Source organism: Geomonas edaphica (genome assembly GCF_004917075.1).
GTDB classification, from domain to species: domain Bacteria; phylum Desulfobacterota; class Desulfuromonadia; order Geobacterales; family Geobacteraceae; genus Geomonas; species Geomonas edaphica.
This window is the reverse complement of sequence record NZ_SSYB01000005.1, coordinates 309,804-323,747: the sequence shown is the minus strand read 5'-3', so window position 1 is coordinate 323,747 and position 13,944 is coordinate 309,804. Positions and strand designations below refer to the sequence as shown.

Below are 13,944 nucleotides of genomic sequence, written 5' to 3'. Positions count from 1 at the left end.
ACTCCCATGGCAGAAACGCTCGATATAGAACGCATAGCGGAACGCCTCGGCCTTCCCTTCCAGGCCGAGATCGACGACACGAAGGTGGACGGCGCCCTGGTGAACCGGGTGCCCCTGAACTTCGCCAGGAACAACCTCCTGTTGCCGCTGCGCGAGGAGGAGGGCGCGGTGGTGGCGGCGAGTGCCGACCCGGCGAACCTCCTGGCTCTCGACGAAATGGCGGGGCTCTTCCAGCTCCCGGTGCGTACCGTCGTGGTCCCGCAGCCGGTCCTCATCGACGCGGTGAACCGGCTCTACTCGCGCCTCTCCGGCTCCGCCCAGGAGGTGGTCGAGGAGCTCGAGGGAGAGGAACTTTCCACCCTCGCCACCTCGTTCAACGAGCCGCGCGACCTGATGGAGCTGACCGACGAGGCGCCGGTGATCCGGCTTTTGAACTCGATCCTCTTCCAAGCGGTGAAGGAGCGCGCAAGCGACATCCACATCGAGCCGTTCGAGCGGGAGCTCGAGGTCCGCTTCCGGATCGACGGCCTCCTCTACAAGATGCTCTCCCCCCCGAAGGTGATTCAGGAGGCGCTCACCTCCCGCGTGAAGATCATGTCGGGGCTGAACATCGCGGAGAAGAGGCTGCCGCAGGACGGCCGCATCCGGGTGAAGGTCGCCGGGCGCGACGTCGACATCCGCGTCTCGCTCATCCCGACCTTCTTCGGCGAACGCGTGGTCTTGAGGCTTCTGGACAAGCAGCGCGGCGTGCTCTCCCTCAAAGAGATCGGCCTCTCGGACAAGAACGACCTCCTCATGGAGCGGCTTTTGTCCCGCACGAGCGGCATCATCCTGGTCACCGGCCCGACCGGCAGCGGCAAGACCACGACGCTCTACGCGGCGCTCTCCCAGATCAACTCGCCGGAAAAGAACATCATCACGGTCGAGGACCCGATCGAGTACCAGTTGAAGGGTGTGGGGCAGATCCAGGTAAACCCGAAGATCGACCTCACCTTCGCGAACGGTCTGCGCTCCATCCTAAGGCAGGACCCGGACATCGTCATGATCGGCGAGATCCGTGACGCCGAGACCGCCGAGATCGCCATGCAGGCCTCACTCACCGGCCACCTGGTCCTCTCCACCCTGCACACCAACGACGCAGCAACGGCGGTAACGCGCCTCATCGACATGGGGATCGAGCCCTTCATGGTCGCCTCGTCCCTCTCCGCGGTGCTCGCCCAGCGTCTCGTGCGCGTGATCTGCCCGCACTGCAAGGAGTCCTACGTCCCGGACCGCAGCTACCCGGGCGTCGAGCTCCCGCCGCTTCTGTACCGCGGCCGCGGCTGCGAGAAGTGCTTCAACCTGGGCACCATCGGCCGTGTCGGCATCTACGAGCTCCTCCCCATCGACGCGGAGCTCTGCTCGATGATCATCCGGCAGGCCTCCTCCGGCGCCATCAAGGAGTACGCCGTCTCGAAGGGGATGCGCACCCTGCGCGAGGACGGCCTTTTGAAGGCGGCCCAGGGGATCACCACCATCGAGGAGGTCCTGAGGGTGACCCAGGACGACTATGCCGACCTTTCGCTATAGCGCATTCAACCAGAAGGGGGCCGAGGTCACCGGCACCATGGACGCGGCGAGTGAAGCCGAGGCGCGTCTGCAGTTGAAGGGCAAAGGTCTCTTCGCCAAGGAGATCGCCCCGGCGACCGAGGCGGGCTCGCGCTGGTCGATCAGTTCCGGCGTCAGCGTCCCCGATCTCTCCCTCGCCACGAGGCGCCTTGCTACCCTGCTCGGCAGCGCCGTCCCCGTTTACGAGGCGGTCGCGACGCTCTGGGAACAGGAGGCGCCCGGCGAGCTAAAACGCGTGCTCGGTCGGGTGCGGGACCGGCTCGCCGAGGGTCAGGGGCTTGCCCAGGCGCTTGCCGCCGAGCCGCAGGTCTTCTCCGAGAGCTATATCGGCATGGTTTCCGCCGGCGAGGCGAGCGGCGCGCTCGACGTGGTGCTGGAGCGCCTGGCCGAGTTCCAGGAGGACCAGGCCGAGGTGAGAAGCCGCGTCATCACCGCCCTCATCTACCCCGCCATCATGGTGGTGGTCGGAGTCGGCGTCATGATGGTGCTTTTGGGCTTCGTCGTCCCGAAGATCTCGGCGGTCTTCGAGAGCAACAAGGCGACCCTGCCGCTCGTCACCGTGCTTCTCATCAAGGCGAGCACCCTTGTCAGGAAGGGGTGGTGGGCCATGGGCGTACTCGCCATTCTGGCGGTCGCCGCTTGGAAACGGGTGAAGGCGAACGAGGAGCTTCTCATCAGGCGCGACCGCTTCATCCTACGCCTTCCGATTGCCGGGCAGCTCTGGCGCCGCCTGGTGCTGTCTCGTTTCGCCAAGGTGCTGGGCCTTCTGCTGCAAAGCGGTGTCCCCATCATCAAGGCGATGGAGATCACCGGCGAGGCCGTGGTGAACCGGGAGTACAAGAGCTTTCTCGCCCAGGCGCGGGAGACCCTGATCCAGGGGGGGAGCCTCTCCGGGGCCCTGAAGACGAGCCCGCTCTTCCCGCCGCTACTGACCCACATGACCGCAGTAGGCGAAAAGAGCGGCGAGCTCGACACCATGCTCATCAAGGCGGGCGACGCCTTCCAGAAGGAGTTCAATGCCCAGGTGACCCGTTCCATGGCGCTTCTGGAGCCTATGCTGATCCTCGGCATGGGGCTTAGCATAGGCTTCATGGTCATCGCCGTGCTGCTCCCCATCATGCAACTGAACCAGCTGGTCAAATAGTCCGACTGACTCCATAAAAAACTTTGCGAGGTCTACCCATGCCGAAACAACTTAAAGACAGCCGCGGCTTCACCCTGATCGAACTGATGGTGGTCATCGTCATCCTGAGCCTTCTGGCCGTCCTGGTCGGGCCGAAGATCATCGGCCGCAGCGACGACGCGAAGGTCGCCGACGCCAAGGTGCAGATCCGCAACATCGAGACCGCACTGAAGCTCTACAAGCTCGACAGCGGCGTTTTCCCGACCACCGAGCAGGGGCTGCAGGCCCTGGTGACCAAGCCGACCACCGGCAAGGTTCCCAACAACTACCGGGCCGAAGGTTACCTGGAGAACAAGAACATCCCGAAGGACCCCTGGGGCAACGACTACGTCTACCTCTCCCCCGGCGAGCACGGCGACTACGACCTCTCCTCCTACGGCGCAGACGGCGCCCGCGGCGGCGAAGGGAAAAACGCCGACATCGAAAGCTGGAGCATGAAATAACGAGCGGGGCCGCAACCACCAGTCAGACCAGTCAGACCAGTCAGACAGGGATGGCCGGCATGGCCATCGAATAAGGCCGGAGAAACAACCCTTTGACCGCAAAAGCCTTTGGCAAAACGGTGAGCCGCCGCGAGGCGGGCTTCACCCTCCTGGAGCTCATGGTGGTGGTCTTCATCATCGCCCTTGCTGCGGGAATAGTACTCCCGCGCCTGCCGGATACGGAGGGGACCCGGCTGAAGAACTCGGCACGCAACCTTGCGAGCGGCATCAGGTTTCTGAACGACCAGGCCATCATCACCAAGAAGGTTTACCGCCTGCACCTTGAGCTCGGCGAGAACACCACTCGCATCACCGAACTCTCCCCCACCGGCGAAGAAATGCAGCCGCAGGACCAGTTCATGGGACGGCGCCTCGTCGAAGAGGGTATCGACATCGAGGACGCGAGCGTGGGAAGCAAGGGTGTCGTCAACGAGGGAGAGATGATCATCCCGTTCGGGCCGGGCGGGCTGGGAGACGGCGTCACCATCCACCTGAAGGCTGGAAAGGCTCAGTACACCGTGATCGCATACCCCTCCGGCGGAAAGGTGACGGTTCAGGAAGGATACCAGGAGGTTACTTCGTGAGAGGCTTCACCCTGCTCGAGGTGATGATCGCCCTCGCCATCACCGCCGGCGTCCTTTTGACCGTTATCTCATCGGTCAACTACCACCTCTCAAGGATCGCCGAGGACACGGAGGAGACCACCGCGGTCCTGCTGGGACGCGCGAAGCTCGAGGACCCGGAGTTCGCCAAGAAGACCGACACCAAGGGGACCTTCGCCCCCGATCATCCCGATCACAAATGGGAGCGCGAGATCTCGAAGACCGACATCCCGGGCCTCAACATGATCCGCTTCACCGTGATCTGGGGCAACAACAGCAAAAGGCTCTCCCTTGTGCAATACGTGCCGCAAAATGCCCAATAACGAATTGCTTAGTCCTTCCTCCCCCTCCCTTGACGGGAGGGGGCCGGGGGGGTGGGTGAAGCTGCGGGGACACGTAGATATGGCGACTTCCCCCACCCCCTATCCCCCTCCCGCGAGGGGAGGGGGGACGTGTTGTGGCGACAGCAGAGGGTTTACCCTGATCGAAGTCCTGATTGCACTGGCTCTTCTGGTCATCCTCGCCGGCGCACTGTACGGCACCTACTTTTCCGTGGTCGGGGCGCGCGAAAAGGGAGGCGTCCGGATGGAGGAGCGCCGCGAGCTCTCCACGACGCTCGGGAGACTGCACGACGAGCTGTCTTCGGCATTTTTCAAGGCAGCCACATCAAACGCAGGCGCAACAACAACGACAACGACGCAGCGATACCACTTCGTGGTGGAGGACCGGGACAGCTTCGGCAAACCCGCGTCGCTTTTGCAGTTCACCGCGGTCACCCCGCCCCGCATCGACCCCTCACCCGCGTCCGACGTCATGGTGGTGCGCTATTCGGTGCAGGAAAAGGAGGAAGACCAGGCCCTCACCCTGGTGCGCGAGGCGCGTGACCTCTACCTCGACACCAGCGTCACCTCGGTCCCCTACCCGGTCATGGACCGGCTGGAGGGGTTCCTGGTCGAGTGCTGGGACGGAGCCAAGTGGGTGAAGACCTGGGATACCGCACTCAACAACCAAATGCCGCAGAAGGTCAGGATCACCATCACCGTGAAGGGGGGAGAGACCTTCAGCACCGTCGCCACGCCGAGGAAAGGTATATGAGGGGGGAGAAGGGTTTCGCCCTCGTCATAGCGCTCATCGTGACCACGCTCCTCGTTGCGCTTCTGGCCGAATTCGTCAACGAGGTCTACGTCGACGCCTCGCACAGCCGCAACTTCGTGGCGTCGCAGCAGGCAGGGATGCTCGCGGAGTCGGGGGTTGCGGGGGGGATCAAGCTACTGCAGGTCTCCAACTCGCTCAGGCTTGGTGAGCAGTACAGCTCCCTTCTAGAGCCGTGGGCGCAACCCCAGTCACTCGATGCGGACAACGGCACTGTGACCGTCACCATCGAGGAGGAGAGCGGCAAGATCGACCTGAACTCGGCGACCTCACAGACCGGGACGCCTGACGACTTTTACAAGAACGCCCTGTTGAGGCTTTTCGACAACCTGAAGCTGTCGCGTGATCTGTACGACCCTCTGGCTGACTGGGTGGACACCGACGACACACCACGCCCGAGCGGCGCCGAGAAGAACTACTACGGAACCCTTAAGCCGCCGCTGCAGGTGCACAACGACAAGCTGGAGACGATTGAGGAGCTCGGCCTCGTCAAGGGTTACCCCCCCGAGGTGCTGGCCAAGCTGCGCGGCATGGTCACGGTGTACGGGATGGCAAACGGCATCGCCGCGGCGAAGATCAACATCAACACCGCCCCCAAGGAGGTCCTCATGTCGCTGGACGACAGCCTCATGACCGGGGACCAGGTGGCCCAGATCCTCGAGTACCGCAAGACCAAGGTGATCAAGACGCTCGCAGATGTGTTTGGCAGTTCGCCGCTCACCAACACCCTGTCCCTAAAGGTGGGATGCAAGGGGTTCATTTACCGCATCCGTTCCGAGGGGAAGGTGGGAGAAAGCGTCAGCGTCGCCGAGGCCGTGGTGACCAACGTTGAGAGCACATCGCCTACGATCCTTTACTGGAGAGAATATTGATGGACATGCTGATCGTACAACTGAAAAGGTCCGAGCTGGTGCTCGCCTCCTTCAAGGCGAAGAAGGGGGGTGCCACCTTCCTCTCCGCAGAGCGGCACCCGCTCATGGGCGAAGAGGGGGAACTCTCCCGCATCATCGCGGGAAGCTCCATCGCCGCCGGTGAGCACCGCGTGGTCCTAGCCCTCCCGCCGTCCTCGCTGTTCATGAGGGAGCTGGAACTCCCCATCACCGACCGGGCCAAGGTACGCGAACTCCTCCCGCTCGAACTGAAGGGGGAGACCGCGCTCGACACCGACCAGCTCGCTTTCGACGCCCTGCCGCTTGCAGGCGGCAAGGTGCTCGCGGTCTGGGGCAAGGTTCAGGACCTTTCCGAAAAGATAGCGCTCCTAAAGGAAGCGGGGCTCGAACCGGAAGTGGTCACCGCATCCCTGTTCCACTGGGAAAAGCTCGCCCCCACCACCGGGACCGTGGCGGTGAGCGACGGCGAGGCGCTGGCGGCGTACCGCGACGGGGCACCCATCTACTTCCGTGCCCTCCCCCCTGGCGCCACCGAGGCCGAGCTCACGCGCACCATCGCCGCGCTGGAACTCTCCCGCGAGTTGCGCGTGGATCGGATCGTCTCGCACGCCCCCGGGAAGGTGGAAGGCGACGCGGAGTCGCCATCGGGCAAGGATCTATTCGAAGCCTTCGGCGATGACCCGCGCGCCTCGCACGATCTCGCCGGCGCCTATGCGTTAGCTGCCGCAGTAGCAGACGGCTCCGCTGTCAACCTGCGCCGCGGTCCTCTCGCCTACACCGCCGCCACCGAAAAACTCTACCAGCGTCTCAAGGTGAGCCTCATACTCGCCGCGGCCCTCGTCCTTCTCATCTTCGCCGAGAGCGGCGTGCGCTACTACCTCGTGAAACGCGACCTCACCTCGCTCGACCGCACCATCACCGGCATCTACAAGGAGGTCTTCCCGACCCGCAAGAAGGCGGTGGACGAGGTGGCGGAACTGCGCTCCGAGATCAAGCGCCTGGAAGGGGCCAAGACCTCCAGCAACGTGCTCAAGTTCCTGAAGGACCTCTCCGAGGTGAAGGGGGAGGATGTGGGTGGGATCTACGAGACCGAGGTGACCGGCAACGACGTGCGCTTAAAGGGTGACGCGAAGAGCATCCAGGCCGCGAGCGATTTCAAAGGGCGCGCCGCCGCCCTCCTCGAGGGGGCCGAGGTGAGCGAGACGAAGTCCCGCGCCGACGGCAGCATCACCTTCACGCTTAGCGGAAAGATCAAGGGGGTGAGCCAATGAGCCGCCAGGAGATGATCAGCATGCTGCAGGGACTGGACAGCACGATCCGCCAGCGCATCGGCGTAGCACTCGCCGTCCTCCTCGCCATCGTGGTCGCGCTCTCGGCGATCAACAGCCGCATCACCGCGCTCGAGCACAAGCGCGCCGCGCGCGAGGCGGACATCGGCGAGATGATGCGCCTGAAGCTGCGCTACCAGGAGGCGAACGCCGGTGCCCAGCGCATGGCGAACCGGCTTATGGCCACTCGACCGGACGACTCGCCGGCCAAGATCATCGAGGAGACCGGCATCAAGGGGCGCGGCAGCCAGATCAAACCGGTCAAGGGTGACGACATCCCAGGCTACGTCGAGGACGCCGCCGAGGTGAGGATGGAGGGGCTTTCCGCCAACGAGGCGGTGAACCTCATCTACCGCCTTGAGAAAGGGACGCGCCCGGTGACGGTGAAGAAGGCCCTTATCAAGCAGAGATTCGACGATCCCTCGAAGCTCGACGTAGCACTCACCATCGCGCTGATCAAGCCTGCACCGGCGGGGAAATAGATGAACAGACGTGCCCTATACCTCGCCCTGGGCATCCCCTCGGCGATCCTGCTGTTTTTGCTGCTTACGCTTTTGTTCACCCCGAACTACGCCATAAAGGGTGTGCTGGTGCGGGCTGCGGAAAATGCCGGTTATACGCTTGAGTGCGCGGGCCTCGGTAAGGGGTTCCCGCTTGCGTTGCACGCCGACAAGGTGGAGCTGGGCACGGCCAAAGGGACCGTTTTGAAGCTCTCCGACGTGAAGGTGCGCCTCGAGATGCTCCCCCTTCTCACCGGCAAGGCCCGCCTCGCCTACCGCTGCGCCATCGGTACCGGCGAGGCGAATGGGGAGTTGGAGCTTGGCAAGGGCAAGGGTTGGAGCCTGCAGTGCCGCGGCGTTCGCCTGGAAGACATCCCCTTCTTCAGTACCGTCGCCGAGGCCAAGGTGAGGGGGGAGTTGAGGATGAACGGTAAAATGGAGGGGGGCAAGGGTGGCGACGTGGGCGACCTGCAGCTGGAGGTCCGCTCCGCCGAGGTTGCCGGTGTCAAGATCGGCGCCATGCCGCTTCCCGATGCCGCTTACCGGGAAATACGCGGCGTGCTGAAGGTCCAAAAAGGGCGCGCCGTTTTAAAAAGTTTCACCCTGAACGGCGACGGCGTCTACGTTCGCCTTTCCGGGGACACCGTCCTCGGTACTCCGCTCGGCGCATCCCCGCTCAACCTGACCATGGAGATGATGCCCAAGCCCTCCTTCCTCGAGCGGCAGAAGTTCGTGTTTTTACTGCTCTCCAAGTACCAGAGCTCCCCCGGGGCCTTCAGCGTGCCGATCCGCGGCACTCTCGCCCATCCAACCATGTAGCCGCAAACAAAACACAGTTTCAGATTTTGGGTTGCATTTACCTCCTCTCTTACTTAACATTACTGTAATGAGCGAGGTGCAGCGCTCGTCTTAACGAGAGGCCCTACCCATGATCGAATTCCGCGGCGTCCACAAGTGGTTCAAGAAGCTCCATGTGCTGAACGACATCAACCTGCACGTGAAGCCGGGCGAGGTTGTCGTCGTCTGCGGTCCCTCGGGCAGCGGCAAGTCGACTCTGATCAGGACGGTGAACCAGTTGGAGCCGATCGACCAGGGGACCCTGATCGTCGACGGCAAGGACTTGAGCGAGAAAAAGCTCGACATCAACGCCCTTCGCGCCGAGGTCGGTTTCGTCTTCCAGCAGTTCAACCTGTACCCCCACCTCTCCGTGCTCTCGAACATCACCCTCGCCCCGATAAAGATCAGAAAGACCCCGAAGGCGGAAGCGCAAGAGCAGGCCATGGCGCTTCTCGAGCGGGTGGGCCTTGCCGAGAAGCGCGATGCCTACCCAGCGCAGCTCTCCGGCGGACAGCAGCAGCGCGTCGCCATCGCCCGCGCGCTCGCCATGAAGCCGCGCATCATGCTCTTTGACGAACCCACCTCCGCGCTCGACCCGGAGATGATCGGCGAGGTGCTCGACGTCATGCAGAAGCTCGCGCTAAGCGGCATGACCATGGTGGTGGTCACCCACGAGATGGGGTTCGCCCGCGAGGTGTCAAAGAGCGTGGTATTCATGGACCAGGGAACCATACTGGAGCAGGCCGCCCCGGAAGAGTTCTTCATAAATCCTCAGCACGACAGGGCGAAACAGTTCCTGAAACAGCTGCTGTCACCAATGCATTGAACCGAACGGCCGGTCTACGTTCTATGTTCTACGTTCTAAGTTGACGGCAAAACCCGTATAAGACCCGCAGACGCAGGTGCACTCTTATAACACCTCCACTCAGACAGAATGGGAAGCAGGCACGTAAAGTTTTTTGGTGTGAAGAGATGCGGGTGGAAATCACTCTGGTATAATCCCGTACGCTTTGTGTCGTTTAAACGTAGAACAGAGAACATAGAACGTAGAACGATTGTTATCCCACAGTAGAACGATTCTTATCCCAAGGAGGAATGTTGATGAAGAAACTGATGACGCTTTTTGCTGCAATGGTCCTGACGGTACTCACGGCGCAGGTAGCTCTCGCGGCGGACACCCTGGCGGAAGTGAAGAAAAAGGGCGTGCTCGTGGCGGGGGTCAAGGACTCGCTCCCCCCCTTCGGCTACATCGATGAGAAGAGCCGCGAGATCGTGGGCTACGACATCGACTTCGTCAAGTACATTGCCAAGAAACTTGGCGTGAAGGTCGAACTGAAACCGGTTACCTCGGCGTCCCGCATGCCGCAGCTCATGGAGGGGAACATCGACATCATCGCCGCCACCATGACTAAAAACCCGGAGCGCGCGAAACAGATCGACTTCAGCTACACCTACTTCCTCACCGGCCAGAAGTTCATCACCAAGAAGGGACAGGTGAAGACCCTCAAGGACCTGCAGGGCAAGAAGATCGGCACCGCCAAGGGGTCGACGTCCGAGCAGAACGTCTCCAAGGCGATCCCTACTGCCACCGTCCTCTCCTTCGACGACTACCCGCAGGCGTTCCTCGCACTGCAGCAGGGCAAGGTTGCCGCCGTCACCACCGACGAGTCGATCCTCGCCGGCATCCTCGGCAAGGCGCCCAACCGCAGCAAGTTCGAGATCCCGAACCTGCAGATCTCCGAAGAGCCGTACGGCCTCGGCATGCGCAAGGACGACAAGAACTTCGTCGCCTTCGTGAACAAGACCCTGCTCGAGATGGAGAAAAACGGCGAAGCGAAGAAGATCTTCGAGAAGTGGTTCGGCCCGAAAACAGCTACCCCGCTCAAGCGCACCTTCAAGATCAACGCCGACAAATAACAGCTCTTGCCAACTCTCCCCCTCCCTTGACGGGAGGGGGATTTTTTTCACTACCGCCACATCCTGATCGGGAAAACTTCTGCCCCGATGCACCATTTCTCCGGCTGAATTCCCTTTTCCCCTCCCCTTCTTCTTGGTCATCTCTGCCTCAGACAGATCGTTTCCTGCTCAGCACAGGAGTAAGTTCAGCTTTCATCGCTTGAATGCTGGATCAGAGCCTCCCTTTTAGTGCCTAAACCCTTGACAATTCACCTCAAGACGTTATATAAATCCATGCTTAAAATTAACTCTGTTTTAATACCAAGGAGGGGGCAATGAGAGTAGCAAAGTTTTTCAACCTTGTAGCGGCCCTTGCGCTGTTCGCTTTTGTGGGAACCGCAACCGCTGCCGATCCCGCACAACCTGCGGCAGTACTGAGCAATACGGACTGTGTGAAGTGCCATGAGCAGCCGCCCAAGGATATCGCCGCTGCAGGTGGCAAGCACAAGACCGAGGTGACCTGCCAGGACTGTCACGTCGGCCACCCGCCCAAGGTTAAGAAACCGATCCCGCAGTGCAGCCAGTGCCACGACGGCAAGCCGCACTACAAGCTCCAGGGCTGCCTGGGCTGCCACTCCAACCCCCATACTCCGAAGAACATAAAGTTCGGCAACAACGTAACCGATCCGTGCCTCACCTGCCACAGCGGCCAGATCGAGCAGCTGCGCACGTTCAAGAGCAAGCACACCGCCCTCAACTGCTCGTTCTGCCACAACGTCCACGGCCGGATTCCGGAGTGCACCCAGTGCCACAAAGCGCACTCCAACGACATGACTGCCAAAGACTGCAAGGTCTGCCACCAGGCCCACAAGCCGGCTGACGTGACCTACAAGTCCGACACCCAGTCCAAGATGTGCGCGGCCTGCCACGGCAAGGCGTTCAGCCTGCTCACCGCAAGCACCGCGAAGCACAGCAAGCTCGCCTGCGTTTACTGCCACCAGAACAAGCACAAGATGGTCCCGCAGTGCACCCAGTGCCACGTGAAGCCGCACCCGGCCGCCATCATGGCGAAGTTCCCGAAATGCGGCGAGTGCCACAGCATCGCCCACGACCTGAACCGTTGGGGTGACGCGGCGGCCCCGGCCTCGGCTCCGGCCAAGCCTGCTGCCAAGCCGGCTGCCAAGTCGGCCAAACCGGCCAAGAAGTAACGACTCCTGCAGTACATCGGGGAGGCCACGCGGCCTCCCCGACCTTTTTACCCCTCCCACGTAATCCAAGCCTTTTAAAATTCAGTTCCCGTAACACCAGGAGGATCGCATGCTCTTTCTACAGATAACCTCGGCAGTGACGGCGGTAACACTCGTGATCCTGGCAATGTGCATGATACCGGTTCTCGTGGAACTAAAGAAGGCGGCTGTCTCAATGCAGAGTGCCGCCGACCTTTTGCAGAAGGAAATCACCCCGCTCGTGAAGGAGTTGCGCGACACGGTCTCCGACGTACAGACAGTGACGAGCGCCGCTGCTGCCAACGCCGATGGAGTGAACATGCTTTTGTGCGAGCTCGGCCACGCCGGACACAACATACGCATGATCAACAAGGTGCTGGGGATCGCCTCAGACATCGTGACGAACTCTTCGGTCTATGCGACCGGCCTCAAGGTTGCGGCAAGATATATTGTTGATAGAATAGTGAAATCCAAAATTAGGGGGTAACACCATGTCAAAAGATAAAGATATCGGGACCGGAACCATGCTGCTTTCCTTCCTTGCCGGAGCCGCGGTAGGCATCGGCGCCGCACTTTTGTTCGCGCCTAAGACCGGCGAGGAACTGCGCGGCAGGATCAAGGACATGGCCGACGACGCGGTGGACAAGATCAAGGAATACGCGAGCGAAGCACAGGAAAAGATCAGGACCAGCTACGAAGACGGCAAGGATCTGGTGCTGGAAAAGAAGAACATCATCGCCTCCGCTATCGAGGCGGGTAAAGAGGCGATGGACCGGGAAAAAGAAAAGCAGAAGTCCCAAGAGGTATAAGGGGAGTTCCCCCGCCGAAAAAGCCCACCCCGGTGGGCTTTTTTTCGTTCAAGCAGACGCCCTTGGGGCAGCAGGTGGTGCATCCAGTATGAATGACAACAACAAGAACAATCTCCCCGGTATGATCTGGCGCCACGATCCGGCACAGGTCGGCGGCTTTAAGGGGAAGGGGCTCAGGCTCTTGCAGTTTCTGGACTTCGTCTTCGCCAACTTCATGGCCAACAACGCGCTCTTGCGCGCGACGGCCCTCTCTTTCACCTCGCTCCTTTCGCTGGTCCCCCTTCTGGCCCTTGCCTTCTCGGTGCTGAAAGGGCTCGGTGCCCAGAACCGCCTGGTGCCGCTCATCCTGAAACAGGTGACGGCCGGCAACGAGGAGGTGGTGGACCGGGTCGTCTCCTACATAGGCAACACCAACATGGGTTCGGTGGGGGCCATAGGCCTTGCCGCCCTCCTCTTCACCGCGATCAGCATGCTCGGGAGCATCGAGGAGGCCTTCAACGCCATCTGGGGCGTTCCGGAGACCCGCTCCTTTTACCGCAAGTTCAGCGACTACTTGAGCGTCCTCATAAGCGCACCGCTTCTGCTGCTCGCCGCGACCAGTATCACCACAACGCTGCAGAGCAAGTGGCTCACCAGCTGGATCATCGAGAAAACCTACCTCGGGGACCTGTTCCTGTTCACCCTGGGGCTCACCCCCTACCTCGTGGTCTGGACCGCCATCTTCCTCTTGTACGTCTTCATCCCCAACACCCGGGTACGCTTCGACTCGGCCGCCGTCGGCGCTGTGCTCGCCGGGACGCTCTGGCAGTTCGCCCAGTGGGCCTACATCCACTTCCAGGTGGGCGCCGGCAACTACAACGCCATCTACGGCACCCTGGCCGCCCTCCCGATCCTCATGGTATGGCTCTACGTCAGCTGGATCATCGTCCTCTTCGGGATGGAGGTCGTCGCGGCGCACCAGAACAGGAGCACCTTCCGGCGCGACATCCGCGGGCGCGATATCAGCCACGCCCTGCAGGAGCTGGTCGCGCTGTCAGCGCTTCGGCATATCGCCGATTCCTTCTACCGCGGCGAGCCCGCCTGGGGCGAGCACCACCTTGCCGTCAAACTCGGCATCCCGCTGCGCATCGTGCGCGACACCCTGGAGCATCTGCGCGAACAGGGGTTCATCGTGCAGGCGGGCGAGGGACGCGGCAGTTTCTATCCCGCCCGCGATTTAGATCAGGTCTCCATCGCAGACGTGCTCCTCTCCCTCAGGCGGCGCGGCGCCTCCGCGAGCATCGCCGGCGAGGAGCAGGCGGAGGCAATTGTGGCAAGCTCCGAACGCGCCCTTCGCGCCGCACTGGAGGGGCTTTCACTAAAGGATCTCGCGCTGCCGGAAAAGCGCCCTGACGGCGTTGACAAAGGGGGAGCAGTTGACATATAGTGGCC

At 61.8% G+C, this 13,944-nt stretch carries 16 protein-coding genes; all 16 read left to right on the top strand.

Going from position 1 to position 13,944, the window contains the following annotated elements:
- Positions 1–6: 6 nt before the first annotated feature.
- The 16 genes from gspE to E8K79_RS17130 all read left to right on the top strand — a co-directional run bounded on the left by gspE (position 7) and on the right by E8K79_RS17130 (position 13,939).
- Positions 7–1,569: a type II secretion system ATPase GspE gene (gene gspE / locus E8K79_RS17205; RefSeq protein ID WP_136515801.1), complete on the top strand. Its 1,563-nt coding sequence runs from the start codon at positions 7–9 to the stop codon at positions 1,567–1,569.
- Positions 1,550–2,752, top strand: a complete 1,203-nt coding sequence (gene gspF / locus E8K79_RS17200; protein ID WP_136515800.1) for a type II secretion system inner membrane protein GspF — start codon at positions 1,550–1,552, stop codon at positions 2,750–2,752. The genes gspE and gspF overlap by 20 nt, the downstream gene beginning before the upstream one ends.
- A gap of 38 nt (positions 2,753–2,790) precedes the next feature.
- A complete protein-coding gene (gspG, locus tag E8K79_RS17195) occupies positions 2,791–3,234 on the top strand; it encodes a type II secretion system major pseudopilin GspG (RefSeq protein WP_136515799.1) in 444 nt (147 codons plus the stop codon).
- 92 nt (positions 3,235–3,326) lie between these two features.
- The gene (locus E8K79_RS17190; protein ID WP_246043862.1) at positions 3,327–3,857 is read left to right on the top strand and encodes a pilus assembly FimT family protein; all 531 of its coding nucleotides are present in this window, start codon (positions 3,327–3,329) and stop codon (positions 3,855–3,857) included.
- Complete coding sequence (locus E8K79_RS17185) at positions 3,854–4,198, top strand: type IV pilus modification PilV family protein (RefSeq protein WP_135868408.1); 345 nt, start codon at positions 3,854–3,856, stop codon at positions 4,196–4,198. Before E8K79_RS17190 ends, E8K79_RS17185 begins: the two co-directional genes overlap by 4 nt.
- Before the next feature lie 79 nt (positions 4,199–4,277).
- A complete protein-coding gene (locus E8K79_RS17180; RefSeq protein ID WP_136515798.1) occupies positions 4,278–4,970 on the top strand; it encodes a type II secretion system protein GspJ in 693 nt (230 codons plus the stop codon).
- Positions 4,967–5,899, top strand: a complete 933-nt coding sequence (gspK, locus tag E8K79_RS17175; protein WP_136515797.1) for a type II secretion system minor pseudopilin GspK — start codon at positions 4,967–4,969, stop codon at positions 5,897–5,899. The genes E8K79_RS17180 and gspK overlap by 4 nt, the downstream gene beginning before the upstream one ends.
- Complete coding sequence (gene gspL, locus E8K79_RS17170; protein ID WP_136515796.1) at positions 5,899–7,188, top strand: type II secretion system protein GspL; 1,290 nt, start codon at positions 5,899–5,901, stop codon at positions 7,186–7,188. The genes gspK and gspL overlap by 1 nt, the downstream gene beginning before the upstream one ends.
- Complete coding sequence (locus tag E8K79_RS17165) at positions 7,185–7,727, top strand: general secretion pathway protein GspM (RefSeq protein WP_136515795.1); 543 nt, start codon at positions 7,185–7,187, stop codon at positions 7,725–7,727. Before gspL ends, E8K79_RS17165 begins: the two co-directional genes overlap by 4 nt.
- Entirely contained in the window at positions 7,728–8,564 is an 837-nt protein-coding gene (gene gspN, locus E8K79_RS17160; RefSeq protein ID WP_136515794.1) for a type II secretion system protein GspN, read from the top strand.
- Positions 8,565–8,673: 109 nt separating this feature from the next.
- The gene (locus E8K79_RS17155) at positions 8,674–9,408 is read left to right on the top strand and encodes an amino acid ABC transporter ATP-binding protein (RefSeq protein WP_135868414.1); all 735 of its coding nucleotides are present in this window, start codon (positions 8,674–8,676) and stop codon (positions 9,406–9,408) included.
- Between the two features lie 275 nt (positions 9,409–9,683).
- Positions 9,684–10,499, top strand: a complete 816-nt coding sequence (locus tag E8K79_RS17150; protein WP_136515793.1) for an ABC transporter substrate-binding protein — start codon at positions 9,684–9,686, stop codon at positions 10,497–10,499.
- Positions 10,500–10,813: 314 nt separating this feature from the next.
- Positions 10,814–11,686, top strand: coding sequence for a cytochrome C (locus tag E8K79_RS17145; RefSeq protein ID WP_136515792.1), 873 nt, complete (start codon positions 10,814–10,816; stop codon positions 11,684–11,686).
- A gap of 109 nt (positions 11,687–11,795) precedes the next feature.
- Positions 11,796–12,191, top strand: a complete 396-nt coding sequence (locus E8K79_RS17140; RefSeq protein WP_136515791.1) for a DUF948 domain-containing protein — start codon at positions 11,796–11,798, stop codon at positions 12,189–12,191.
- A gap of 4 nt (positions 12,192–12,195) precedes the next feature.
- Positions 12,196–12,513, top strand: coding sequence for a YtxH domain-containing protein (locus E8K79_RS17135; RefSeq protein ID WP_136515790.1), 318 nt, complete (start codon positions 12,196–12,198; stop codon positions 12,511–12,513).
- A gap of 88 nt (positions 12,514–12,601) precedes the next feature.
- Complete coding sequence (locus E8K79_RS17130; RefSeq protein WP_136515789.1) at positions 12,602–13,939, top strand: YhjD/YihY/BrkB family envelope integrity protein; 1,338 nt, start codon at positions 12,602–12,604, stop codon at positions 13,937–13,939.
- Positions 13,940–13,944: the final 5 nt, after the last annotated feature.